This is a genomic window from Chloroflexota bacterium, from assembly GCA_016197225.1.
Taxonomy (GTDB): domain Bacteria; phylum Chloroflexota; class Anaerolineae; order Anaerolineales; family VGOW01; genus VGOW01.
On record JACPWC010000091.1, the window covers coordinates 1 to 23,951 of the forward strand.

Consider the following 23,951-nt stretch of genomic DNA (forward strand, 5'->3'; position numbering starts at 1 on the left):
ACTGCCGGACTGTGCGAGGAGACGGCCCGCTACGCCGTTTACCGCTGGTGGATCAGGTCGGCGCGAACGTGGCGCGAGGCGCTGATGTTCGGGGCCGGGCATGGCGGCATCGAGGCCATTCTCCTCGGCGTGCTGGCCGGCATCGCCTTTGTGCAGTTGGCCGCCTTGCGAGACACCGACTTGACCACTCTGCCGCTCACTGCCGAACAACTGGCCGCTCTGCAAAAGCAACTTGCCGATTACTGGGCCGCGCCCTGGTATTTTGGTTTGCTGGGCGCAGTCGAACGGGCTTTGGCGTTGTGCCTGCATCTCTCGCTGGCGGTGATGGTTTTGCAGGTGTTCAGGCGCAAGCAGGTTTGGTGGCTTGGAGCGGCGATTCTGTGGCATGCTACCGTGGATGCGGTTGTACTGTATGTGTTTACGCTCTGGGGCGCGTACTGGTCGGAGGCAGTTCTGGCCGGTTTGGCCGCCGTGAGTTTGGGCATCGTGCTTGCCCTGCGGTCGTCGGAGGAGGCTCCTTTGCAGGAGCCGGTTTCCACAGCAGTGACGGTCGCCCCGGCGCCGGTCGTGGTTGCCCGTGCGGAGTCTGATCTCGAAGAGAAGTTGCGCGAGTCTCAGTTCATCAAATAGGACATCAACATGATTCAAACCGAAGGATTGACCAAGCGTTTTCCGGCCCCCAAAAACGGCCAGCCGATTACGGCAGTTGAGGGGCTTGACCTGACGGTGCAGGAAGGCGAGGTGTTTGGCTTTCTGGGGCCGAACGGGGCCGGGAAGACGACGACGGTGCGGATGCTCACCAGCCTGATTGGGCCGACGAGTGGCCGGGCCATTATCAACGGGCTGGAGGTGGGCAAGGACGACGGAGCCATTCGCCAGTGCGTTGGAATCCTGACCGAGACCCCCGGCATGTACGACCGTTTGAGCGCCGAGAAGAATCTGACAATTTTCGCCAACCTGTACGGGGTGAAGGACGTGGCCGGGCAGACGCAAAAATACCTGCGGATGCTGGGGCTGTGGGAGCGGCGGCACGACGAGGCCGGGAGTTTCTCCAAAGGGATGCGGCAGAAGCTGGCCATTGCCCGCGCCCTGTTGCACGAGCCAAAGCTGGTGTTCCTGGACGAGCCGACCAGCGGCCTGGACCCGGAGGCGGCCAAGCTGGTGCGCGACTTTATTGCCGAGTTGAAGGCTGAGGGGCGGACGATTTTCATGTGCACCCACAACCTGGACGAGGCTGAGCGGCTGTGCGGGCGGATCGGCATCTTCAAGACGCGGCTGATCACAGTGGACTCGCCGGCCAATTTGCGCCAGCGGCTGTTCGGGCGGCGGGTGGTGTTTCATATGAAACGGCTGGAGCCGGGCTGGGTTGAGGCTGTGCGCGGCCTGCCGTTTGTGAAAGAGGCCCAGGCCGTAGACGCCAGGCTGGTGGTGGGGCTGGACAGCCCTGAAGAGCACAATCCGATCATCATCCGCCAACTTGTTGAGGCCGGGGCCGAGGTGCAATTTGTGGGCGAGCTTCGACACTCGTTGGAAGACATTTATTTGCAGTTTATCCGCAACGACGAACGCTAAGGTGTGGATAACCTGTCTCAATCTGTGGATTGCTGTGGAGAACCCAGTGCTATGAACAAGATTCAAACGATTGTTGACAAAGAGTGGGCCGAGGTGTTCAAGAACCGGATTGTGCTGTTCACCGTCGCCTTCCTGCCTCTGCTTTTCACTGCCCTGCCGTTGATCATTCTTTACACCACCCGATCCATTTCTGGCGATGCCGGCGGCGACGTGACCGACATCCCGCCTCAATTCTTTGAAGTGTGCGGGGACATTCCGGCTGGCGACTGCCTGCAAATTTTCCTCATCAACCAGTTCCTGCTGTTGTTCATGATGATGCCGCTCATCATCCCGGTTTCAATCGCCGCTTACAGCATCGTCGGCGAGAAGACCACCCGGAGCCTGGAGCCGCTGTTGGCGACGCCGATCAGCACGGTTGAATTGCTGACTGGCAAAAGTTTGGCCGCCACGATTCCGGCGGTGCTGGCCACCTGGCTGGGGTTTGGCGTTTTCGTCATTGGCGTGCCGCTGGTTGGCGGCAAGCCCGTTGTGCTGGCCAGCATTTTCAGCCCGGTGTGGCTGTTGGCGATTTTTGTGGCCGGGCCGCTCATGGCGGTGATGGCCGTCAACTTTGCCATCATCGTCTCCTCGCGCGTCACCGACCCGCGTGTGGCCGAGCAAACCGCCGCCGTCATCATTGTGCCACTGCTGGGCGTGCTGTTTGGGCAGTTGGCCGGGGTGATCGTCCTCAACCTTCAATTTATGATGCTCGCCGTCGGGGTGCTGGCTCTGGTTGACATCGGGCTGATTTATCTCGGCGCGCGCCTCTTCCAGCGCGAGACGATTTTGACCAAGTGGAAGTGAGGCCGTATGCTAACTCGAAAAATCTTTGCGGTTCTTCGCGTAGCGGTCCTTTGCGGCCTGGCTCTGCCTGTGTTAGCGCAAGATGAAGAGTTGCAGTTGGCTGTGCGCCGCAACTTTGGCTACGGCGGCGGCAGTCAGATTCAGGGCAACTTCCGAATGGAGCTTGTGGACTCGCCGCCGCTGACTTCGGCGACGTTCAAGATTGACGGGGCGGCCGTGGCGACCGTGACTGAGCCGCCTTTCAGAATTGACTTTGATACTGAAGATTACCCTTTCGGTTGGCACAACCTGACCGCTGTCGGGCAAACACCTGACGGGCGAACGTTGAACTCCAACGTCAGGCGCTTCGAGTTCGTCTCTGCCGAAGTTGGTTGGGCCGCCGCGCGTGCCATCATGATCCCGTTATTCAGCCTGGTAGGCGTGGCGATCTTGTTTGGCGTTGGCATTCAGTTATGGAGTTCGCTGTCTGGCGGAAAGTCGGCGTTGCCGCTGGGCGCGCCACGCAAGTATGGCTTGCTGGGCGGCGCTATCTGCCCAAAGTGTAGCCGGCCATTCTCGATTCACTGGTGGAGCCTCAACGCCGTCGGCGGCAAGTTCGATCGCTGTGATCATTGTGGCAAGTGGAGTTTCGTGAGACGGGCGAGTCGTGAGAAGCTGGCCGAAGCCGAAGCGGCGGAATTGGCGATGGCCCGGCCCGAAACGCCGGTGGCCGAGATGTCGGCTGAAGAGAAGCTCAGGCGGCAATTGGACGAGTCGCGGTTCGACAACCCCTGAGACGGCTTACACGATAACAGGTAAGACAAAGGCGCGCTTGTCGAGGCGCGCTTTTGCTTTGTCGCACAAGATTGGAAACAAACCTCCGGCTCTGTGCTTGAATACCCTCTCATCTCTTGGTATACTGCGCCCACAGCCTGAGAGGAGCCAATATGAAAGTATCCTGCCTGCAAGAGAATCTCGCCAAAGGATTGAGCATTGTCAGCCGCGCCGTTGCTTCGCGCAGCACCCTGCCGGTGTTGGGCAACATCCTGCTTGCCACCGACAATTCGCGCCTGCGCCTGTCGGCAACTAATCTGGAGATGGCGATCACCTGTTGGATTGGAGCCAAGGTTGAAGAAGACGGCTCCACCACCGTGCCGGCCAAAACCTTCGCCGACATCGTCAGCGCCCTGCCCTCCGGCCAGATGGAAATGGGCCTCACCGTCCGCACTCAAACGCTCAACGTGCGTGGCGGGGCGTTCAACAACGACGTGAAGTGTATTGACGCCCAGGAGTTCCCCATCATCCCTCAGGCCGAACTCAAGCACGGCATTCATCTGAATGAGAACGACTTGCGCGATATGATTGAGAAGGTGGTGTATGCCGCCGCCACCGACGACGCCCGCCCGATCCTCACCGGGGTGCTCGTCAAAGTGGAAGGGGAAACCGTCACCTTCGCCGCCACCGACGGCTTCCGGCTTGCAGTTCGGACGGCCAATTTGTCCTCCAAAATTCTGGAGCCAGTGATGGCCATCATCCCGGCTCGCGCTCTGGCCGAACTGGCGCGTGTGGTCGGCGATCAAGAGGAAGCGGCAGTCATGACACTCCCGCCTGGCCGTGGTCAGGTCATCTTCCACTTGCGTGACGTTGAATTGGTCTCGCAACTCATCGAAGGCGCCTTCCCCGATTATCAGCACATCATCCCGCGCTCGTATCAAACGCGCAGTGTCATGTCCACCGATTCGTTCCGCAAAGCCTGCAAGGCCGCTGATATTTTTGCCCGCGAGAACGCTCACACCGCCCGGTTCAAGATCACGCCTGGTGAGGAGATGACGCCGGGGGTGGTGGAGATTGACGCTCAGGCGGCAGAGACGGGTTCCAATGAGACCAGGCTCGATGCTACCATTGAGGGCAAGCCGCTGGAGATCGCCTTCAACGTCAAATTTATGTCCGATGTCTTAAGCGTGGTAGACACACCCAACGTTGCTCTCGAAACGGCCACCTCTACCAGCCCCGGTCTTGTTCGCGCAGTCGGGCGCGATGATTTCTTGTACGTCATCATGCCCATGCGGCTTGGCAAGTAGAGATTAGAACTTGGAGATTGGAAGTTTGCGCCAGCGGTTGGAAGTCCACGCCAGACCAAGAGCGTTTCCGGCTTCCAACCTCCAGCTTCCAATTTCTAAATTCTGACTCTATCCATGCCTCCAACTCCTCTCACGCCCTCCCAACTTCGCCGCGTCTGCGATCCGGCCTCATTCAATTTTGAAACCACCGCCGACCTGCCGGTCAGTTCCGACATCATCGGCCAGCCGCGCGGACTCAAAGCCATCGAGTTCGGCATTGGCATTGACAGCCCCGGTTACCATATCTTCGTGCTGGGCGAAGAAGGCACTGGCCGCACTACGGCCATTGGCCGCTTCCTGCGCGAGCGCGCCGCCGGCCGCCCCACGCCGCAAGACTGGATGTACGTCAACAACTTCGCCGAGCCGCACAAGCCGCGCGCCCTCAACCTGTCTGCCGGGCTGGGCGTTGCCTTGCGCGACGACATGGCGGCGTTGATAGATTATCTTCGCCGCAACCTGCCGCAAGCCTTCGAGCAAGAGTCGTATCTCGAAGCCCGCAACCAGGGCCGCCGCAATTTTGAAGCCGACCGCAGCCGCCTCTTCGACGAATTTCAACACAAGGCCGTCGCCGCCGGTTTTGTCCTTTTGCAAACGCCCGGCGGCTGGATGCTCAATCCGGCGCGCAACGGCCAGCCTCTCACCACCGAAATCTATGAGGCTCTGCCCGAAGCCGAGCGCAAAAATTTTGAGGCGGTTGGCCGCGAGTTGAACGACGATCTGGAAAATATGCTTCGCGCGATTCGCAATCTCGAACGCGCCGCAAAGGACGCGCAACGCGACCTCAACCGGCAAGTGGGCGCGGCAGTGGCCGACGGCCACCTGAATGATCTCAAAGCCAAGTATGCCGCCTCCGAAGAAACGATTCTCTATTTAAACGAAGTGCGGCAGGACGTGATTGATCACGTCGCCGACTTCTTGCCCGTTGACGACGCCCAACCGGAGTCTGGGGTGAAGCCGCCGCCGCCCGACTTCCGCCAGTACACGGTGAATCTGGTGGTGGATCACAGCCGGACTCAGGGCGCGCCCGTCGTCGTCGAACTCAACCCCACGTACGGCAAACTCCTGGGCCGCATCGAACAAGAGTCGCGCTTCGGCGTCCTCACCACCGACTTCACCCTGATCAAAACCGGCGCTCTGCACGCCGCCAACGGCGGCTATCTCGTCCTGCGCGCCCGCGATGTGTTCTACGAGCCGCTGGCCTGGGATGCCCTCAAACGCTCTCTGCTCTCCGGCTACGTTCGCACCGAAGACATCCCCGCTCGCGCCGGTTCCACCAAGACCCTCGACCCGGAACCGATCCCGCTTGATCTCAAAGTCGTCCTCGTCGGCGTGCCCTGGGTCTACTATCACCTCTTTGACACCGACGAAGACTTCGGCTCCATCTTCAAAGTCAAAGCCGACTTCTCCAGCCGCATGCCGCGCACGCCGGAAACCGAAGGGCAATACGCCGGCTTCATTGCCGCCCGTTGCGCCGAAGAAAAACTGCGCCCGTTCGATCGGGGCGCAGTCGCGAAAGTGATCGAGTACGGCGCGCGCGCGGCAGATGATCAGTTCAAGTTGAGCGCGCGTTTTGGCGAAGTGACCGATCTCTTGCGCGAAGCCAACCACTGCGCCGCCCGGGCTGGGCGCGAGACCGTTACCGCAACCGACGTGATGGCCGCCCTCGACGAAAAGGTTTACCGTTCCAACAAAGTCGAAGAAGCGTTACGCAACGACATTCTCGAAGGCTCGGTGTTCATTGATACTGAAGGCTCAGCCATCGGACAGGTGAACGCCCTGAGCGTGACTGACTCGGGTGATTACGCCTTTGCCCTCCCCAGCCGACTCACCGCCCGCACCTTTGTCGGTCATGGCGGCATCGGCCAGATTGATCGCGAGACCAACCTGGCCGGGCCACTGCACAACAAGGGCGTGCTCACACTTTCCAGCTTCTTCAATGCCACCTACGCCGCCCACCGCTCGATCTCCTTTTCGGCCCACATCACCTTTGAGCAAAACTACGGCCACATCGAAGGTGACAGCGCCTCGTGCGCCGAACTGTATGCCTTGCTCTCCAGCCTGTCAGGTCATCCGGTCAAACAATCGCTGGCCGTCACCGGGTCGGTGGATCAAAAAGGCCGGGTGGAACCGATCGGGGCGGTGAACGAAAAGATTGAGGGCTTCTTCGCCGTGTGCGTAGCGCGCGGCCTCACCGGTGATCAGGGGGTGTTGATCCCGGCGGCCAATGTCCGCGAATTGATGTTGAACGAAAAAGTGGTGGCGGCGGTGGAGGCGGGCCGGTTCCACGTTTGGCCGGTGGAGACGGTGGACGAAGGAATTGAAATCCTCACCGGCGTCCCCGCCGGAGTCCGAAAAGATGGCCGCTTCCCCGACAACACCCTTCACGCCGCCGTGCAGAAACGTTTACGCGAGTTGATGAAGGGCCACGACCGCGAGCATGACGAGGATCGGGAGCGTCAGCCACCCAAAAAGGCGGTTAAGAAAAAGCGCCCGGCCAAGAAACGCCCGACGCGAAAAAAGTAGGGGCGCGAGCGCCGCGCCCTTACAAGTGTCTCCACCCCTCTTCTCCCACCAGCGGCACAAATCGCACCGGGGCCAGCCGCCGGGTGCGCCACGTCTCCCCGGTCCGCTCCCAATACTCAAGTTCCTGATCCTGTTCTGAGCCAATGGGGATGACGATGCGGCCGACCGGCTTGAGTTGTTCGAGCAACGAAGGCGGCATGAAGGGGGCCGCCGCCGTCACGATAATCGCGTCAAACGGCGCGCGCTCTGCCCTGCCCCCGTCCCAACTTCCAACACCGCTTCGCCGCCGGCCAGATGCAAGGCTTCCGTCATCAGGCCCACAATGAAAGGCTGAGAGATCGTCTGGTCACAGCCGATGGGCAGAGGCCGGTCTTCATAAGCATCGGAGCGAAACTCCGGCGGCACAAACTGCTCACGCGGTAGTTCGCCCATTACGGCCAGCACCCGCCGGTCGGTGATGCCACGCCAGCGCAATTGCTTGCGCGCCATCTGCGCTCGTTTTGTTGCAAAGTCCATCAAGGCTCATTGTAGCACCTGGCCGTTTGAGAAATAAAGGCTCTTCCGGGTTTAACGGGAATTTTTAACGCAAAGCCGCGAAGTTGCCAGGGCGCAAAGAAAAACCTGTTCATTTCTTGGCGGCTTTGCGCCCTTGCGTTAAGTGTTTTCACATTCAAGCTGGTGGAGCCGAAATAAAAAGCGGCGGGTTGTCTCAACCCGCCGCTTTTATCAGAAATGACCGAAGCCGCTAACTGTCGTAGGCAAACCGCTGTTCTTTCCACACGTCGGCTTCGTTGTGGTAACCGGCCTGTTCCCAGAAGCCTAACTGATCCTTCGCCAGAAACTCCAGACCGCGAACCCACTTGCCGCCTTTCCAGAGATATGGCGTTTTATGCTCTGTGCCAGGAACTGCGCCAATGACGCCGCGCAAGGGATAGCCGTGATCGGGGTCGAGCGGTTGGCCGTTGAAATGAGTGGCCAGCAGGAAGTTCGGTTGCAGGGCCACTTCCACCGGCACGTTGACGGTGAAACCGTATTCGCAGTGTTGAAGCAAATGCCTGGCCGCCGGCTTGAGCTTGATGATGCCCTCATCCAGCAACGTTTTCAGATGCACGCCTTCCCAGTCGGTGTCGAACTTGCTCCAGCGAGTCACGCAGTGAAGGTCCATTGTCACTTTGGTGCGCGGCAGTTTATTGAACTCGTCCCACGTCCAGCGTTTCTCCTCTTCCACTTCGCCAAAGACGCGCAAATCCCACGTCGCCGGGTTGAATTTAGGAACCGGGCCGTAATGCAGAACGGGGAAACGCTGGGTGAGCGACTGACCGGGGGGAAGCCGCCCCATTTCCTTGACACTTTCCTCTTGTTCCTTGCGTCCAAAAAGTTTGTCTAACATCGCTTGTCTCCTTCCGCTCCACAGATTATCAATAATTGCTTACGAAAGTATATCGTTCGGCAGACCCTAAGGGTCCGCTACGCGAGACCCTTAGGGTCTGTGAAGATCGGCAAGTGCCCCAGCGAGATAATGTTCTCCCACTGCGCCCGTTCGCCTTCGGTGAAGATTGCGCTCTCGGCCACCACCTCGGCCTCGGCCTTGTCCACCACCAGCCGCATCCCCTGCAACGTTGAGCCGGTGCTGATCACGTCGTCCAACAACACCACATTCTTGCCATGAATCAGATCGCAATCCTTTTCGTCAAGATACAATGTTTGCGTTGCGCCAGTGGTGATGGACAGCGTCTCAGCTTCAATGGCTTCACCCATATAGGGCTTGTAGGCTTTGCGAAGAACCACGTAGCCCTTGCCAGTGACGACGGACAGGGCGTGAATGAGTGGAATGCTCTTGGCCTCTGCCGTCACCAGCAAATCATAATTCACGGCCTTGAGTTTTTCGCCCAGGGCAACCGCCGCCGCCTGCACCAGTTCGGTGTCGCCGAGAATGTTGAGGATGGCGATCCGCAGGCCCGGCTTGACCTCGAACAGCCGCAGGTCGCGCTTCACCCCGGCCACCTCAACCGAATACACTTCGCGTGTGTTCTTCATACTGTCTCCGCATCAATCTAAATCGTTACACCAAGAAGGCACGAAGCCCCAAAGCCACAAAGAAAAACTTGGTGGCTTGGCGTCTTCGTGTCTTTGTATTGAAATTTGGTCGCTATAACGGCTCTTTGAAATCGTAGATTCCGTCTTTGATGCCCCAGCGTTTGCCGCAACAGTAGCACTCCAGCACATCGCCGCTCCGGCTCAAACTGCTGTCGCAGTTCGGGCAACAGAAGATTTCCCTGATTTCCTTTATTTCCTTCTTCTTTCCGCCCTGCACCCGGCACTTCACAAACACGCTGGGGGCCAATTGCCACCACTCACCCGTCGGCTGAAACAGGCCGTCGGCGGCGGCCAGCAGGCTGGCCGGGACGAGGCGCTTGAGCAGGCTCAAACGATAATGTGATACCGTCCTCTGCGCTTCCACAGCAAAGCCGGTTTCTCCCAGCCACTCGCGCATCGCCCGCGGGTGAAAGTCAAAGTTCAACTTCACAAACTCCACCGGTTCCGGCGAGAACGGACTCCAGTTCTGTCGGCGAAGCCAGTAGCGAAGAATAGCTTTGACGTTTTGCTTATTGGCAAATTCAAGGATGAATGCGCCGCCGGTTGACATCACATTGTGAATCTCTTTCAAGGCGGCCCGCCCGTCCACCAGATGGTGCATGACGCGGATCATCGAAGCGCCGTTGAACACGCCCGGCACGAACGGCAAGTCATACACGTTGGCGGCCACGTAGGTGAAGCGGGGGCCATCGCCCAGCCGCGCTCGCGCTTGCTGTAATTGCGTGCGCGAGTAATCCAACAGCACCACGTGCTCGAAGCCGGCCAGGGTCGGCGTCAGCCGCCCTGCGCCTGCGCCGATCTCCAGAAACAGGCGGCCCTGCGCCGGCAACATCGCCCTCAGGGCGATGCGCTCGGCCAGGTCTTCATAGTCGCGCCCGCCCTTATTCCAGAACTCGGCCTGGTAGTTCGAGCCTTCGTAATCACAAACAGGCTTGGCGTCTATCATTGGCTCCCGGTGAACAATTGCAACCACGAATCGGGCAGTTGCTGAACAACGTCGTTGTAGGGCGCGAACAGGTTGCGCAGACTGGAGAACGGCTGGTGAAGTTCGGTTTGTTCGAGTGGAATGTCAACCGCCACCGGAATGTTGACCGGCACGGTGAGGGCCACCGGGATCGTCTGGCTGACCGGGACAGTCAAATTGAGAGTGACGGGCAGGACGGTGCCCTTCGGCAGAATGATCGTCGTCGGCGCGTTGCTCAACTGCAGGATGCCGCCGTTGATGGTCACCGAAGCGCCCGTAATCAGCGTGTCTTCCGAAAGCGTGACGTTTGTGTTCTGGTTCAGCGGCAGGTCGAACACCACCGGCATCGTGTCATTCACCAGAATGGTGGTGTTGACCGGGATGGTCGTTTCAATGTGGGCCTGATCCATCGCCACAAAGTTGTCGTGCAGGCCGCCGATGAGCGGCCCGGCAATCGCTCTCTTGATTTCAAACAAGGACAAGCCCAACACAACCAGCGCCACCACCAGAATCAAATTGACGACGAACGAGAACATGATGGCGAAGTTTTTGAACGTATCGTTCATCAGAGGCTTTCGATCGGGTTTGGCCGGTTCGGCCTTCGATTTCGGGGTCGCCGCCTTTGTTGTGGGAGCGGCGATCTGCGCTGAAGCCGCGCCCGGCGCTGAAGCGGCTTCTAAGGCCGCCGCTGACGCTTGAGGCGCGCTCTGGGGTGAGCCATCCTTTTCGTCAATCTTATCTATAATCTGCCTGAAACGCGCGCCGCTGGAACTTGGAGTGTTGTCGGCCATTGAAAATTCTCCTTCAAGAGTAGGCTCCGGGTACTGGCGGCATGATGATAGCATCCTGACTTGTAAAACGCAACGTTGGTCATCACCCCGTAAACCTGAACCCCTCCACCTTCATCGCCGGCAAACGGTGACTGCCATAGTAGCCGCCGATGGGCCGCGACTCCTTGCCCAGCGCCACCACGTTTTTCAAGGCAGGCACGAGCGCCTGGGTGAAGCGCAAGTTATGCACCGGCCCCACGATCTCGCCGCGCTCGATCAGAAACGTGCCGTCGCGAGTCGTGCCCGTCAGCACACAATCATGCTCCGAAACAATGTTGGTGTACCAGAAGCGCGTCACGAACAGCCCCTGCCTCGTGGAGCGGATCATGTCCTCCACACTTGAGTCGCCGGGGGCCAGGTGCAGGTTGCCCGGCATGGGGCCATCCCAGTCTTCGTCCACTGGTTGGGCGTGGCCGGTGGAGGCCCGGCCCGGCTCGCGGGCCGCCGTGTGGGTGTCGTACACTGGCGCGGTTGGCACCCCGGCGCGCACGATGTCCACCCGCTGTTTTGGCACACCCTCGCAATCAAAGGGTTGCGGTTCGCCATCCGGGTCAAGGCCGTCGTCCCAAATTGAAAGCAGAGGCGAGAGGGCCGGTTTGCCCATCCGACCATTCATCCAACTACGCCCCTCCTGCACTGCCAGCGCGCTCATGCCTTCTGAGGCCAGGCTTTCGATGATGTCGGCCACAGCGTAAGGTTCGAGAATGACGGTGTACTCGCCCGGCGTGGCCCGGCGCGGAGCGCGGGCGGCTATAGCCCGTTGAATCGCGTCGGCACCCAGCGATTCGGTGTTCACCCGGTCGAGCCGCCACGAAGTCCCGTGGCTGTATCCTGTCCCCTCGCCGCAGGCCACAGCCAACGTCAGGTCAACCGAAGTAGACGGATGATAAGCCCACAGGCCGCGTGAATTGGCGACGGCAAACTCGATGCTTGAGGTTGAATAGGCGCCGGCGGCGACAGTGTTGGCGGCCAGGGCCGCCCGGCAAACGCCGCCCACCGCCCGCGCCCGCGCTTCGGGTGTGATGGAAGCGGCGGCGTCATCGAAAGAGTGAACGGCTGGAACGGGGCTTGGGTCGGGCAAGCCGGGGAATTCCGGATTCTCCGGCTGGTGGCGGGCGATCTCACAGGCAATTTCTACAGCACGGGCCAGCGCTTCGGCTGAGAGATCGTTGGTGGCCGCCGCGCCCAGCCGTTTGCCAAAGGCGGCCCGCACTTGCAGAACCGCGTCCCGCTCAGCCACGTTCTGGTGAATGGCATTGTTGGCAAAGCGCGTGAGATACTCGTCCACCGCCGTCACCGAGACTTCAGTCTCGTCGGCAGTGGACAATGAAAGTGCTGTCTCCAGCAGGTGTTTGACTCGGTTTTCTCCAAATATCATTTCAACTTGAGCTACTCTCCACCCTCTTCACTCTTCTCTTCCTTCGTCTTCTCCGCCGCCAACTTTTCCTCAATCAGCGGCCAGACCAATAACAGAAAAGCTGCGCCGCCGTGCGCGTAAGAAGTCGTGTCCTCGATCTTGCCGATATACTCGTCGGTTGCCATCGGCTTGTGGCGGAAAAATTTTCCGTCGGCATCCACCCGGCCCAGGTATTCGTCCATTGCCATCGGTTTATGGCGGAACACTTTGCCAGTGTCGAGTTGGACGCGGCCAAGGTAGTTGTCCGGCCCCAGGCGGGCCTCGAAGATTTTGCCAGTGTCGAGTTCGACGCGGCCAATATATTTATCCGGGCCGAAGCGGCTCTCGTACACTTTGCCGTCGTATTCGACATGCCCCAGCAGTTCATCCGGGGCGAGCGGCTTTTGGTGGTAAACGTTATTCATGGCAAACTCCTATTTCTCACCACAGAGAACACGAAGATCACTGAGTCAACTTATACCTTTAAGGTCTGTTTTTCCTCTGTGTTCTCTGTGTGCTCTGTGGTGAAACCGAGCTTCTCAGAAATAATGTACAGCGGCCTTTTCTTCACCTCATCATAAATGCGGCCCAGGTATTCGCCGATGATGCCGAGGAAGATGAGTTGCACACCGCCCAACAGCAAGACGCTGATGAGCGTGGTGGCCTGGCCAAAGAAGAAGTCACTGCCCCTCAAGCGCAAGACGGCCACAATCGGCGCCGCCACCAGCGCCAGCCCGGCAAAGATAAAGCCCAGAGTCGTCGCAAATTGCAGGGGCACGTACGAAAAACTGGTGATGCCGTCGGTGGCAAAACGGATCATCTTCCTCAAGGGATACTTGGTGACTCCGGCAAAGCGTTCCTGCCGGACGTAAGTCACGCCGATCTGTTTGAACCCTACCCACACCGACAGCCCGCGCATGAAGCGATGGTGCTCACGCACCGACTTGAGCGCCTCCACTACTTTGCGATCCATCAACCGGAAGTCGCCCGAGTCCGCCGGAATTTTGAGTTCGGTCATGCTGGCGATCAGGCGGTAGAAGAACGAAGCCGTGAACTTCTTGAAGAACGTCTCGCCTCTGCGCTCGGAGCGCACGGCGTAAATGAGTTCGTAGCCCTCTTTCCACTTTTTGATCAGGTCGGGAATCACCTCCGGCGGGTCTTGCAGGTCGGAGTCAATCACCGCTACCGCGTCGCCGGCGGCATGATCGATCCCGGCAGTGATTGCCATCTGGTGGCCGAAGTTGCGCGAGAAGCTGAGCACTTTCAGGCGCGGGTCGCCGGCGGCCAGTTCGCGCATGATCGCCAGCGAACGATCGCGACTGCCGTCGTTGACCAGAATCAGTTCGCTCGGCCCGTCGAGGCCGTCGAGCATAGCCGACATGCGCCGGTGCATTTCGGGGATGATCTCTTCTTCGTTGAAGATGGGGACGACGATGGAATATTTGGGGTGAGAGGGGGTCATAGGCTGTCAGTATAAACGAACGCGGGCGAGATGGGCAAGATTACCTCTTTTGCCAGACATCCAGAAAGAACAACACAAAGTAGCCGACAAGCAGAATCAGCCAGCCGGCGATCTGGACGATGTCGAGCAGGCGTTGCCAGGAAAAGGCGAAGTTCTCGCGCACGGCGCTGGTGATGGAGTCGAGCTGGTCGAGCTTGCCGCGCACGGCGGTCTTCCAGTCGTCAATGTAAAACTCGTCCACGATCAGCCGGTAAAGCTGGGCCGAGTACCAGTCGCCGATGAGCAAAAGCAATTGCTCGGTCTTCTCAAAGTTGAGCATAAGTTCCAGCCGCTGTTCGAGCGTCTCACGCAGGACGGCGTCGCTCAAAAAATTCAACCGGCGCTTGCTGGCCAGTTCGCGCCGCACGGTTTCCAAATTGCGCTCAATGGCCCGGTCGAGCAGGCGGTAGCGCAAAAGTTGGTAGTTGCCGATCTTCAACAGTTCAATGTCGGATTGAAAGTCGCCTTCCGAGGCGATGATCAGCGCGCCTTCCCAGTCCACAATCGTCAGGTCGTGATCCGAATACTGGGCGCGAGAGATCAACGTCTGGTCTACATCAGACTCGCCAAGCGACTGGTTGCGGAGCAGGGTAGCCAGAGCCAGGCGGTTGGCCTGCACAAACTCGCCGGGCGCGGGCGGGGCGGCGCTCAGGCAAACGGCCATGTACTCCTCAAAAAACGAGCCACTGTAACCGGCCTCGCGCAAGATCATCTCCCGTAGTTTGTTGTGCAGAGTTTGCTTGCGGAAGTTGCCGTCCGGGGCCAGCGCGTCGGCCAGCGTGTAAACGCATTCCACTGCCTGCACCAGGCCGTCAATCACTTGCCGTCGAATGGAAATCGAACAACCGTCCACCTCGGCCTGGCTCTGGCCGAGTTCGGCCAGCTCGGTGTCAAGTTCGAGAAAGTAGGGAGCAGATTTTTTTAGAGGCGGAGGCTGGGTTTGGCCGGTGACAGGGGCCACGCGCGGAAAGAAGATCAAGTAGACGATTTGTGCGTCGGTTGGATTGAACATACGACGGGTGAAAAAGGGGAAACCGCCACGCGGCGGTTTCCCCGTGGGAAGGCCGGGAGTGACTTTATCCGGTCGGGCCGCCGTGTCCAAAGGCGGGCACACGAGAATCTTCGCCCGGATTAAACGTGGCGCGCGGCATCATGAGCGTCTCACCCACTTCGAGCAGGCCGGGGTGAGTCATTTCGTTGAAGTACACCACCACTCGCCACAAGTCTTTGTCCTGATAAAACATGGTGGCGATCTTGGAAAGACTGTCGCCGCGCCGCACCGTGTAAGTGTCCCACGTCGCGCCCCAGTCGCCCAGCGTTGCTAACGCCATTTGGGCGGCGGCCGGATCGTCAAGATTGGGGTCAGGCTTTCGTTCGTAAGCGGCCTTGGCCCGGATGCGGCGGCGTGTCGTCTCGTCGAGCGTGGCCGGTTTGGCCGGCGGCGCGTCGGGGCGGGCGTCCATAGGCCGCTCGGTGAGGAAGCCCACTGGCTTGTCTGAGATCAGAGCGGCGTAATTTGGGTTTCCCTGCGCCAGTCGGCCCCAGGCATCGAGGAATTGTTCGTAAGTGTAAGCGCAGAAGTTGCCTTGTTCGCGTTTGTGTTCAGGCCGGGGTTTGCCATCCCGGAAGAGCGGGTCGTGGATAAAGACCTGATCGTCGTCGTAGCCTGTCACCAGCACGAAGTGCGATCCCTTGAAGCCGTTGTGAACAATCGGATCCCAGAAAGCATAGTTGACAAGGGCGATGAACGGTTTGCCCGCGTTGAGGGTGGCTTTGAGTTCGTCGAGGGCCTTGCCCGGCAGGAAGTTCTTGCGCGTCATCGTCAGGTTGCGGGCTTTGGCCGCCCGCGTCAGGTCGCCGAACGAAGTGTACTCACTCATGCCGCGCTGGCCGATATAGGCATACATCTGGTCAGGCGAGATCGGATCGCCCAGAGCGGCAAGGAGCATAGACAGCGAGGTCGGCCCGCAGTCGGCGTTGTGGTCTTTGGCGTCCGGGTCCCATTGCGATCTGTAAGGAACGTTGAGTTTGACAGTGGGCATGTGGGCCTCCATAGGTGTCTATATAATTGTCTTGGCCTATTGTTTGATCCGCGTCCAGATTTCGTCGTAGAGCGGGGTGGCGTCGCCCACGTCGTCAATGCGGTGGCCGTTCTGGATGGCCTCGGGCGGGGTGTTGGTGATGGGCGAGTTGAAGTAGGCGTCGTAGATGTCCTTTTGGTTCTCTTTGGCGTAATCGAGCGCGGCCTGGTTGGGGTTGGTGTAGGGGAAGTCGCGCAACATCATCCAGAACACATCGCCTTGCATCGAGTAGTTGAGCCAGGCGTAGGCGGCATCGGTGTGAGGCGCGTTAGCCGGAATAGCGTAATTATCCTGCCACAGAATCGCGCCCTCGGTCGGGTAAATGTATTGAATGGCCGGGTTTTCCTGTTGGGCCAGGAAGGCCTCGCCCGTCCAGGTCATGCCCAGGTCGGCGTCGCCGGCGATGAGAGCCGTCTTGGGGCTGTCGCTGTCGAAGAGCTTGATACCCGCCGCCAGCTCGGCCAGCTTGGTTTCAGCTTCTTTCAACTGGGCCGGGTCTTTGGTGTTCACGTCGTAGCCGAGCGTGAGCAGGGTCAGGCCAATTGTCGCCCGCGAGTCATCCAGGAAGACCATCCGGCCCGCGTATTCCGGTTTCCACAAGTCGGCCCAGGACTGCGGCACGTTCTCTACGGCGTCGGTGTTGATCACAATGGCGTCCGTCCCGGCCTGGTAGGGCAGGGTGTATTCGTTGCCCGGATCGAAAGCGAAGTTCAAATAGTTGGGGTCGAGGTTGCCAAAGTTCGGCAGTTTGCTCTTGTCGAGCTTTTGCAGAAGCCCCTGGCGGATCATCAGGCTGACGATGTAATCGGTGGGCTGGACAAGGTCGTAGCTGGTGCTTCCCGCCGAGAGCTTGGCGTACATTTCTTCGTTGGCCGAGTATTCGTCGCGATTGACTTTGATGCCGTAGACCAGTTCAAAGCATTCAATCGTGTCGGGCGGAATGTATTCCGTCCAGACGAAGAGGTTCACTTCGGTGGACGTGACCGACGTCTTCGGGTTTGGCTCCGGGCAAATGAAGCCGTTCGAGGTGGTTTTTGGCCCGGCGGTGGCGGCGGGCGCGCCGCTCCCACTGCCGCAGGCGGCCAGGATCAGGCTGATGACGGCGAGAGCCGCCAGCCCCTTCCAGATTGCGGTGCGTTTATTCGACATGTTCTCCTCCTAAAGAGATTTGTGGCTCAATGTTCATGCTTCCCGGCTTTCCAATCGTTGCGAAAAGAAAACGACGATCAGCACCATCGAAATCCAGACGGTTGAGAGCGCGTTGACTTCCGGGGTGATGATGCGGCGCAATAGACCGTAAACGTAAATGGGCAGGGTCGTCGAGCCGGGGCCGTTGGTGAAGAAGGTGATGATGAAATCGTCGAGCGATAGAGTGAAGGCCAGCAACGCCCCCGACAGCACCCCCGGAGCGATGATCGGCAGGGTCACCCGCCAGAACGTGGTCACTTCATTGGCCCCCAGATCCATCGCCGCCTCTTCCACCGCCTTGTCGAAGCCGTGCAGGCGGGCGCGCACCACCAGGGTGACGAACGGGACGCTGAAGGCCACGTGCGAAACGATGACCGTGCCAAGACCCAGCGAGAGCCGCTGGCCGGCGGCCAGCCCGAAGGTGGTGTTGATCCAGGTGAACAGGGCGCTGAACAAGACCAGGATGCCGATACCCATCACGATTTCGGGGATGACGATGGGAATGTAGAGCGCCGCTTCTGAAAACGTTTTGACCGGGAACGAATAGCGTTGCAGGGCCAGGGCGGCCATGGTGCCAATGATGGTTGCCAGGACGGTGGAGGTAAAGGCAATGGTCAGGGTGTTGCGGGCGGCTTCCACCACGTCGTCGTTCTCGAACAATCGGCAGAACCAGTAGAACGGGCCGCACGCGCCCTGATTGACCACGCCCTCAAAGACGATGTTGGTGCGCGACGAGTTGAAGGAAAACAACACCAGGACGGCGATGGGCGCGTAAAGAAAAATGTAGACCAGGATGGCCGAGACAACAACCAGCGGCGGGCGTTTGGTGAGGTTCATGCTGAGGCGATCTCCTCTCCGAAGCCGAACCGGCGGGTGTAGAAAATGGTGACGATCAGAGTCATGATCATTAAGATGATCGAGGCGGCTGACCCGAAGGCCGGGTCGCGGGCGTCGAGGAATTGGCGCTGGATGAGGTTGCCCACCAGGAACACCTGCCGCCCGCCGAGGATGTCGGAGACGACGAACGTGCCCATGACCGGCACGAATACTAGGATCGTCCCGGCCACCACGCCCGGCATGGAGAGCGGCAGGGTGACGCGGAAGAAGGTGCGAATGGCGTTTGAGCCCAGGTCGGCGGCGGCTTCAAAGAGCGAGCCGTCAATCTTTTCCAGCGAAGTGTAAATGGGCAGGATCATGAAGGGCAAAAATTCGTAGACCATGCCCACCAGCACCGCGCCCGACGAGGGGTAAAAATCGAAAGGCTCAAACGGGATTTTAAACAAACCGGCGACCAAACCGAGGAGGCCGTTGAGCACGCCCTGCGTCCGCAAAATCATAATCCAGGCGTAGATGCGAATGACAAAGTTCGTCCACAGCGGAACGAGGATGAGGAAGAGGAAGGTGTTGCGCTGTTTGGCCGGGCCGCGAGCCACAAAGTAGGCCAGCGGGTAGGCCATCAAAATGACGATGATCGTCGTCTGGAAGGCCAGGATGATGGAACGCCACAGAATTTCCACGTACAGCGAGTCGAAACCTTCGGGGGTGATGCCGGCCAGTCGCAAATAGTTGTCAACGGTGAAGGTGTAGATCACGTTGCCGTCGGCGTCGCGGCGGCCAAAGCTGGTGATGACGGTGAAGATCAGCGGGATGATGAGCAGGCCGATCATCCACAGCAACGTGGGAGAGATGAGGAGCGTGCCCTGGAGTCTTTTGTTCTCGCGGAATTTTTGCAACATAGTTGTGTCCTGGTAGGGGCGATTCATGAATCGCCCCTACAATTTGCGATTCGTGAATCGCCCCTACAATTATTCCGTCAACACCCGCGCCGCTTCGGTGGAGAAGCTCACCGTCACTTCGTCGCCTTCAGCCGCCACCGGGCGCGAGCCGGGCGCGTTGTTCTGTTCGCGCACGCGCACAAAATGATCGTCTTTGAAGCGGACGCCGTAATGCGTGTCGGTGCCGATGTAGACGATGCTCTCCACCCGACCCGTAAACCGGTTGGCCGCGCCCTCCAGAGGTTTGATGTGCATTTTCTCCGGGCGGATGGCGACGCTTACCTGAGTCCCGCTGGCGATGGACGCTTCGGATTCGGCCCGGACGGTCAACCCGCCGTTGAGGCCCACAACCAGGGTCTTGCCGTTTTGCTCTTTCACCACGCCGTTGAGAAAGCTCGTCTCGCCGATGAAGTCGGCCACAAATTTGCAGTTGGGCCGTTCGTAAATGTCGTTGGCGTCGCCGGTTTGCAGGGCCACCCCGTTCGACATGACGGCGATGCGGTCGCTCATCGTCAGCGCTTCTTCCTGATCGTGAGTCACGTAAATGAAAGTGATGCCCACTTCGCGCTGGAGCTTCTTGAGTTCGAGCTGCATTTCTTTGCGGAGCTTGAGGTCGAGCGCGCCGAGCGGCTCGTCGAGCAGGAGCACTTCGGGGCGGTTGACCAGGGCGCGGGCCAGAGCCACCCGTTGTTGCTGGCCGCCCGACATTTGCCTCGTCCGCCGCTTTTCGTAACCGGGCAGGCGCACCATCTCCAGCGCCTGAGTCACGCGCGGCCCGATCTCGTTCTTGGGCACGCCCTTCATCTCCAGCCCAAAGGCCACGTTCTCGCCGATAGTCATATGCGGGAAGAGGGCGTAGTTTTGAAAGACGGTATTGACCGGGCGCTGGAAGGGCGGCGTTTGGCCCATGGGTTTGCCGTGAATAAAAACTTCGCCTTCGGTGGGCAGTTCAAAACCGGCGATCATTCTCAACGAGGTGGTCTTGCCGCAACCCGAAGGGCCGAGCATGGAAAAAAATTCGCCGTCGCGAATTTGCATGGTGACATTGCGGACGGCGCTGACAATTTCCCCGGAGGGGCCGGGAAAGCGTTTGGACACATCACGAAGCTCAACTGCAAACTCAGGCATAAGGCCAGTCTCCCCGAAGGGCACGGATGGGTCGTGCCGAGAAGTCGCGGAAGCAACCCGCGCTAGTTTGGGATTCTACTACAAGATTTGGGCCGGGATAGGCTTTTTTTCCAATGTCATCTCGGGCCTGACCATGTTACACTCCGGCTGGCTTCGGATTCTAACAGGGTTATGACCAAACGCTGATTTTCCGGCTGTATCTTTACGCTGCCAAAAGCGGCCCGACCCAATTTTCATACAAGGTGTTTCCATGAATAGATTGTTCTCGTTTTCAACCATCATCATTTTGTTGTTGACCGCCTGCGGCGGCCAACCCACCGCCGCGCCGACCACCGCGCCCTCGGAAAGGGCGCGCACCGCTACCCTGAGCGAGGTTGTCAATGTGGTGGAAGCGCGCGCCGCCGAGGCCGAGGCTTTTGCCCAGGCCGACGACGGCCTCGCGCTGGGCGTGGGGAGCCAGGTGCGAACCGGCGAGGCCTCCAGCGTGCGGCTGGACTTTAGTGAAGGCACAATTGTTCGCGTGGCGCAGAATTCGTCCTTTGTCGTTCGCGTGCTGGAACAGGAAACAACCAATGCCCTGACCCGCCTGGCGCTTGAGACCGGCAAGATTTGGGTCAGCTTGACCGGCGGCTCGGTGGAAGTGGAAACGCCGGTGGGCGTGGCCTCGGTGCGCGGGTCGTTCGCCGTGTTTGAATACGACCCCGGCGACCCGGACGACCCGACCGACGATGTGCTGGTGATCAGTTGCATTGAGGGCGAATGCCAGGCGCAGAATGAAAACTTTGACGAGACGGCGGGCAACCTGGAGCGGATTGTATTGTCGGAAGGCGGCGAGGAAGTGACGCGCATTGTGTTGACCGGCGACGACGTGCAGGAATTCATCAGCAACAACCCGGAAGTGGGCGCGGCTATCGTCGCCACGCTCACGGCGGCTCCATCGGCCACCCTTCCGCCGACCGAGACGCCAACGGCTTCTTCGACCTTCACGGCCACGATTCCGCCGAGTCCAACCGAAACGGCTACCGCCTCGCCTGCGCCCACTGACACCAACACGCCCAGGCCGCCGGCCACGCGAACCCCGGCACCCACTTCAACATTGGCTGACACGCCGACGCCGGAGGCCACGCCGTTGCCATCGTGTACGCCGCCGGAGTTCTTCGACCCGTTCCTGAATCGTTGCCGGTTGAATTCGGACTTTACTGCAGCGCCGAGCCAGACGGATGCGCCTCCGCCCACGCCGACCTATGACCCCGGCTTCTAGCAGTCCACCAAGCTTGTTTTGATGAGCGGCAGTTCGCAAAGCGTGCCGTCCGCGCCGCGCGCTTCGCAGACACCCAGTGTCTCTAAAAGAGCGTCTTAAAAGTCGCTCCAAGCCCGCGTCCTCGCAGGCCCCTTCGGGCAAACGCGAGGACACGGTTGGAGAGCAGTTTTAAGACTGTCTCTAAGAGCAGTTGATAGAAATTTGTGGGTGGCCTGCCGTGAATTCATCTTCTTGTAGTATCATTTCCTTCAAACCCTGCCTCCCTGTCTGCTCGCCCCCTTATCAAGGACTCTCTCATGACCCAACCCAGCGTCGTCACCCACATCTCCCCCATCTGGTCTCGAAGCGCGACCATCATCGCCGAGCGCGGCGAGGGCGCTTACCTCTACACGACCGATGGCCGCAAGCTGATGGATTTCACCTGCGGCATCGGCGTGACCAACACCGGCCACGCCCATCCCAAAGTGGTGGCCGCCATCCAGGAGCAGGCGGCCAAACTGATTCACGGCCAGGCCAACATCGTCTACCACCGGCCTATGTTGGAACTGGTCGAAGAACTGCTCACCATCGTTCCTGCTAAACTCAGTTCGTTTTATTTCTCAAACTCCGGCGCAGAAATTTTAGAGGGCGCGGTCAAGCTGGCCAAGCACGCCACCAAGCGCGCCAACGTCATTGTCTTCAGCGGCTCATTTCACGGGCGTACCCATCTGACGATGAGCATGACGACCTCCAAGACGGTTTATCGAGTCGGCTACCAGCCGCTCGTGCCGGGCATCTTCGTCACCCCGTATCCTTACGCTTATAAATATGGCATGAGCGACGACGAAGTGACCGACTACTGCTTGCGCGAACTCAGGCTTCTGCTCAAATCTCAAACCGCCCCCGAAGAGACGGCGGCCATCGTCATCGAGCCGGTGCTGGGCGAAGGCGGCTACGTCGTGCCGCCGGTCCGCTTCATGCAAGAGTTGCGCGAGTTGTGCGATCGCTACGGCATCCTGCTCGTGGCCGACGAGGTGCAGAGCGGCTTTGGGCGAACAGGCAAGTGGTTCGCCGTCGAACATTTTGGTGTTGTTCCAGATATTTTGACGATGGCGAAAGGGATTGCGTCCGGGATGCCGCTCTCCGGGTTGGCGGCCAGCCCGGAGTTGATGGCCAAGTGGACGCCCGGCACACACGGCGGCACGTACGGCGGCAACGCCGTTTCGTGCGCCGCCGCCGTCGCCACGATCCGAGTCATGAAAGAAGAAGGCCTGATCGCGAACGCGGTCAAGATGGGCGAAGTGCTTGTAGCCGGTTTACGCAAGCTTCAAGAGGAGCATCCTGAGATCGGCGACGTGCGCGGCGCAGGCTTGATGATCGCCACCGAGTTTACTGATCCCAAGCGTCAGCCCTGGACCGACCGGGCCAAAGCCGCCACTAAAGCCGCCCTCGAGCACGACCTGATGCTTCTCACTTGCGGCTCCTACGACAACATCATCCGCTGGATACCGCCGCTGGTGGTGAACGAGTCGCAAATCAAACAGGCGCTCGGCGCGTTTGAAAGCGCGTTGAACGACGCCAAAGCATGACACGGTGACAAGATGAAGAGATGACAGGGCGAAAGAACATCTTGTCATCCGGCCATCTTGTCACTGTGTCACAGATGTGTTCCAGTTCACCTCCCGCACCCTCGCCCGACGCTTCCTGCTCGCCCTCACCCTGGGCCTGACGATGACGTGCGCGACGGCGGGCGGGCTGGTTTGGTATCTGACTCGTTGCGACACACTCAGCTATCTCAACCGCGCTTCCGCCTCGCCGCGCGATCCCAACGAACGCTACCTCTTCGCCTGCAGTTACGTGTGGCACAGCACAGACGGCGGCATTGCCTGGAACCGCATTGACCCGCGCGGCCTGCCGTTCGGCGCGCGCGACGGCCTGATTGCCGTTGACCGCAAACCGGGCTTTCTCTATCTTGGCCTGCTCATTAATACCAGCAGTTCCGTTCATTGTTGGAACTGCGCCTGGAAGAATCTGCGGCCCGCCATTTTTGTGAGCGCCGATGACGGACACACCTGGAACTTCACCTACAAGTTCAAACGCGGCCCGGCGGGCGACCTCACCTTTCTGGCGCTCATGGTTGACCCTGAAAAAGAGGGCAACGCCTGGGCCGTTATCCGCAGTGAAGGCGAGATTACCTACTACGGCAGTGGCACAGCGGGCAAATTCTGGAAGCCCGCCTGCCGCGAATTTTACTATTCCGGCTCCGGCGGTTGCGAACTGCCCGACGACCTCCTGCGACCGCCAACCGGCAACTCCACCAATGGCAAATAACATCCTCCACCTCGTCCCCGCCGATTATTTCCACAGCTTCCCAGCCTCCGAGCCTTACTTCCCTGAAGCCTTCACTGCCGACGGATTCATTCACTGCACCAAAGAGCCGGAAGTGATGCTGAAGATCGCCAACCGCTTTTATAAGGACTTGCCAGGTGAACTGCTGGTGCTGGTGATTGATGCTGACAAAGTGGCCGCCGAAGTGAAATGGGAAGCCCCCGCCCACCCGGACGGTTCAGCCGCCTCTGCCGGGGAACCGCTGTTCCCACACATCTACGGCCCGTTGAACCGCAACGCCATTGTCGAGATTCACCCGGCGGTGCGCGCAAAAGACGGGACGTTTCTGGCAGTGTAAACTGTAGAGCGACGCGAAGCGGGCATCT

The 23,951-nt window shown here is 59.6% G+C and carries 23 protein-coding genes and 1 pseudogene; 10 read left to right on the plus strand and 14 right to left on the minus strand.

The genetic code is table 11. The annotated features are described in order from the left end of the window. The 6 genes from HYZ49_15795 to HYZ49_15820 all read left to right on the plus strand — a co-directional run. A partial coding sequence (locus tag HYZ49_15795) for a YhfC family intramembrane metalloprotease (protein ID MBI3243748.1) occupies positions 1-630 on the plus strand: 630 nt, incomplete at its 5' end. A gap of 9 nt (positions 631-639) precedes the next feature. Continuing rightward, positions 640-1,572: an ABC transporter ATP-binding protein gene (locus HYZ49_15800; protein ID MBI3243749.1), complete on the plus strand. Its 933-nt coding sequence runs from the start codon at positions 640-642 to the stop codon at positions 1,570-1,572. Between the two features lie 51 nt (positions 1,573-1,623). Continuing rightward, positions 1,624-2,415 (plus strand): ABC transporter permease subunit, encoded by a 792-nt coding sequence (locus HYZ49_15805; GenBank protein ID MBI3243750.1) that lies wholly within the window; start codon positions 1,624-1,626, stop codon positions 2,413-2,415. Positions 2,416-2,421: 6 nt separating this feature from the next. Further along, a complete protein-coding gene (locus tag HYZ49_15810; protein MBI3243751.1) occupies positions 2,422-3,189 on the plus strand; it encodes a hypothetical protein in 768 nt (255 codons plus the stop codon). 152 nt (positions 3,190-3,341) lie between these two features. Beyond that, entirely contained in the window at positions 3,342-4,475 is a 1,134-nt protein-coding gene (dnaN, locus tag HYZ49_15815; protein MBI3243752.1) for a DNA polymerase III subunit beta, read from the plus strand. Between the two features lie 114 nt (positions 4,476-4,589). Then, positions 4,590-7,037 carry an AAA family ATPase gene (locus HYZ49_15820; protein ID MBI3243753.1) on the plus strand — a complete coding sequence of 816 codons (2,448 nt, stop codon included), beginning with the start codon at positions 4,590-4,592 and terminating at the stop codon, positions 7,035-7,037. Between the two features lie 19 nt (positions 7,038-7,056). Here HYZ49_15820 and HYZ49_15825 read toward each other — a convergent pair. The 14 genes and pseudogenes from HYZ49_15825 to HYZ49_15890 all read right to left on the minus strand — a co-directional run bounded on the left by HYZ49_15825 (position 7,057) and on the right by HYZ49_15890 (position 19,997). Next, positions 7,057-7,553: pseudogene (locus tag HYZ49_15825) on the minus strand (protein-L-isoaspartate O-methyltransferase). Between the two features lie 229 nt (positions 7,554-7,782). Beyond that, on the minus strand, positions 7,783-8,427 hold the full coding sequence (locus HYZ49_15830) for a molybdopterin-dependent oxidoreductase (GenBank protein ID MBI3243754.1): 645 nt from the start codon (positions 8,425-8,427) through the stop codon (positions 7,783-7,785). A gap of 77 nt (positions 8,428-8,504) precedes the next feature. Continuing rightward, a complete protein-coding gene (locus tag HYZ49_15835; GenBank protein ID MBI3243755.1) occupies positions 8,505-9,074 on the minus strand; it encodes an adenine phosphoribosyltransferase in 570 nt (189 codons plus the stop codon). Positions 9,075-9,186: 112 nt separating this feature from the next. Beyond that, positions 9,187-10,080: a class I SAM-dependent methyltransferase gene (locus tag HYZ49_15840; GenBank protein ID MBI3243756.1), complete on the minus strand. Its 894-nt coding sequence runs from the start codon at positions 10,078-10,080 to the stop codon at positions 9,187-9,189. Then, positions 10,077-10,889, minus strand: coding sequence for a hypothetical protein (locus HYZ49_15845; protein MBI3243757.1), 813 nt, complete (start codon positions 10,887-10,889; stop codon positions 10,077-10,079). Before HYZ49_15845 ends, HYZ49_15840 begins: the two co-directional genes overlap by 4 nt. 82 nt (positions 10,890-10,971) lie before the next feature. Further along, complete coding sequence (locus tag HYZ49_15850; protein MBI3243758.1) at positions 10,972-12,255, minus strand: TldD/PmbA family protein; 1,284 nt, start codon at positions 12,253-12,255, stop codon at positions 10,972-10,974. A 62-nt stretch (positions 12,256-12,317) separates the two neighbouring features. Continuing rightward, positions 12,318-12,749 carry a hypothetical protein gene (locus HYZ49_15855; protein ID MBI3243759.1) on the minus strand — a complete coding sequence of 144 codons (432 nt, stop codon included), beginning with the start codon at positions 12,747-12,749 and terminating at the stop codon, positions 12,318-12,320. Between the two features lie 50 nt (positions 12,750-12,799). Further along, entirely contained in the window at positions 12,800-13,786 is a 987-nt protein-coding gene (locus tag HYZ49_15860; protein MBI3243760.1) for a glycosyltransferase family 2 protein, read from the minus strand. Between the two features lie 40 nt (positions 13,787-13,826). Then, a complete protein-coding gene (locus tag HYZ49_15865) occupies positions 13,827-14,837 on the minus strand; it encodes a hypothetical protein (GenBank protein MBI3243761.1) in 1,011 nt (336 codons plus the stop codon). A gap of 64 nt (positions 14,838-14,901) precedes the next feature. After that, entirely contained in the window at positions 14,902-15,867 is a 966-nt protein-coding gene (locus tag HYZ49_15870) for a C39 family peptidase (protein ID MBI3243762.1), read from the minus strand. A gap of 36 nt (positions 15,868-15,903) precedes the next feature. Beyond that, complete coding sequence (locus HYZ49_15875; protein ID MBI3243763.1) at positions 15,904-17,055, minus strand: spermidine/putrescine ABC transporter substrate-binding protein; 1,152 nt, start codon at positions 17,053-17,055, stop codon at positions 15,904-15,906. A gap of 33 nt (positions 17,056-17,088) precedes the next feature. Further along, positions 17,089-17,931, minus strand: a complete 843-nt coding sequence (locus tag HYZ49_15880) for an ABC transporter permease (GenBank protein ID MBI3243764.1) — start codon at positions 17,929-17,931, stop codon at positions 17,089-17,091. After that, a complete protein-coding gene (locus tag HYZ49_15885; GenBank protein ID MBI3243765.1) occupies positions 17,928-18,830 on the minus strand; it encodes an ABC transporter permease in 903 nt (300 codons plus the stop codon). Before HYZ49_15885 ends, HYZ49_15880 begins: the two co-directional genes overlap by 4 nt. A gap of 69 nt (positions 18,831-18,899) precedes the next feature. Then, complete coding sequence (locus HYZ49_15890; GenBank protein MBI3243766.1) at positions 18,900-19,997, minus strand: ABC transporter ATP-binding protein; 1,098 nt, start codon at positions 19,995-19,997, stop codon at positions 18,900-18,902. A 250-nt stretch (positions 19,998-20,247) separates the two neighbouring features. On the opposite strand from HYZ49_15890, the gene HYZ49_15895 reads away from it, so the two are divergent. The 4 genes from HYZ49_15895 to HYZ49_15910 all read left to right on the plus strand — a co-directional run bounded on the left by HYZ49_15895 (position 20,248) and on the right by HYZ49_15910 (position 23,923). Continuing rightward, positions 20,248-21,258, plus strand: coding sequence for a FecR domain-containing protein (locus tag HYZ49_15895; GenBank protein ID MBI3243767.1), 1,011 nt, complete (start codon positions 20,248-20,250; stop codon positions 21,256-21,258). A gap of 296 nt (positions 21,259-21,554) precedes the next feature. Next, positions 21,555-22,826 carry an aminotransferase class III-fold pyridoxal phosphate-dependent enzyme gene (locus tag HYZ49_15900; protein ID MBI3243768.1) on the plus strand — a complete coding sequence of 424 codons (1,272 nt, stop codon included), beginning with the start codon at positions 21,555-21,557 and terminating at the stop codon, positions 22,824-22,826. A 76-nt stretch (positions 22,827-22,902) separates the two neighbouring features. Next, positions 22,903-23,568: a hypothetical protein gene (locus tag HYZ49_15905; protein ID MBI3243769.1), complete on the plus strand. Its 666-nt coding sequence runs from the start codon at positions 22,903-22,905 to the stop codon at positions 23,566-23,568. Continuing rightward, positions 23,558-23,923 (plus strand): DUF952 domain-containing protein, encoded by a 366-nt coding sequence (locus HYZ49_15910; protein MBI3243770.1) that lies wholly within the window; start codon positions 23,558-23,560, stop codon positions 23,921-23,923. The genes HYZ49_15905 and HYZ49_15910 overlap by 11 nt, the downstream gene beginning before the upstream one ends. Positions 23,924-23,951: the final 28 nt, after the last annotated feature.

Bases quoted from the DNA above. Each gene is read 5' to 3' on its own strand.
- HYZ49_15800 (MBI3243749.1), top strand. From the start codon at position 640: ATGATTCAAACCGAAGGATTGACCAAGCGTTTTCCGGCCCCCAAAAAC.
- HYZ49_15805 (MBI3243750.1), top strand. From the start codon at position 1,624: ATGAACAAGATTCAAACGATTGTTGACAAAGAGTGGGCCGAGGTGTTC.
- HYZ49_15810 (MBI3243751.1), top strand. From the start codon at position 2,422: ATGCTAACTCGAAAAATCTTTGCGGTTCTTCGCGTAGCGGTCCTTTGC.
- dnaN (MBI3243752.1), top strand. From the start codon at position 3,342: ATGAAAGTATCCTGCCTGCAAGAGAATCTCGCCAAAGGATTGAGCATT.
- HYZ49_15820 (MBI3243753.1), top strand. From the start codon at position 4,590: ATGCCTCCAACTCCTCTCACGCCCTCCCAACTTCGCCGCGTCTGCGAT.
- HYZ49_15830 (MBI3243754.1), bottom strand. From the start codon at position 8,427: ATGTTAGACAAACTTTTTGGACGCAAGGAACAAGAGGAAAGTGTCAAG.
- HYZ49_15835 (MBI3243755.1), bottom strand. From the start codon at position 9,074: ATGAAGAACACACGCGAAGTGTATTCGGTTGAGGTGGCCGGGGTGAAG.
- HYZ49_15840 (MBI3243756.1), bottom strand. From the start codon at position 10,080: ATGATAGACGCCAAGCCTGTTTGTGATTACGAAGGCTCGAACTACCAG.
- HYZ49_15845 (MBI3243757.1), bottom strand. From the start codon at position 10,889: ATGGCCGACAACACTCCAAGTTCCAGCGGCGCGCGTTTCAGGCAGATT.
- HYZ49_15855 (MBI3243759.1), bottom strand. From the start codon at position 12,749: ATGAATAACGTTTACCACCAAAAGCCGCTCGCCCCGGATGAACTGCTG.
- HYZ49_15860 (MBI3243760.1), bottom strand. From the start codon at position 13,786: ATGACCCCCTCTCACCCCAAATATTCCATCGTCGTCCCCATCTTCAAC.
- HYZ49_15865 (MBI3243761.1), bottom strand. From the start codon at position 14,837: ATGTTCAATCCAACCGACGCACAAATCGTCTACTTGATCTTCTTTCCG.
- HYZ49_15870 (MBI3243762.1), bottom strand. From the start codon at position 15,867: ATGCCCACTGTCAAACTCAACGTTCCTTACAGATCGCAATGGGACCCG.
- HYZ49_15875 (MBI3243763.1), bottom strand. From the start codon at position 17,055: ATGTCGAATAAACGCACCGCAATCTGGAAGGGGCTGGCGGCTCTCGCC.
- HYZ49_15880 (MBI3243764.1), bottom strand. From the start codon at position 17,931: ATGAACCTCACCAAACGCCCGCCGCTGGTTGTTGTCTCGGCCATCCTG.
- HYZ49_15885 (MBI3243765.1), bottom strand. From the start codon at position 18,830: ATGTTGCAAAAATTCCGCGAGAACAAAAGACTCCAGGGCACGCTCCTC.
- HYZ49_15890 (MBI3243766.1), bottom strand. From the start codon at position 19,997: ATGCCTGAGTTTGCAGTTGAGCTTCGTGATGTGTCCAAACGCTTTCCC.
- HYZ49_15895 (MBI3243767.1), top strand. From the start codon at position 20,248: ATGAATAGATTGTTCTCGTTTTCAACCATCATCATTTTGTTGTTGACC.
- HYZ49_15900 (MBI3243768.1), top strand. From the start codon at position 21,555: ATGACCCAACCCAGCGTCGTCACCCACATCTCCCCCATCTGGTCTCGA.
- HYZ49_15910 (MBI3243770.1), top strand. From the start codon at position 23,558: ATGGCAAATAACATCCTCCACCTCGTCCCCGCCGATTATTTCCACAGC.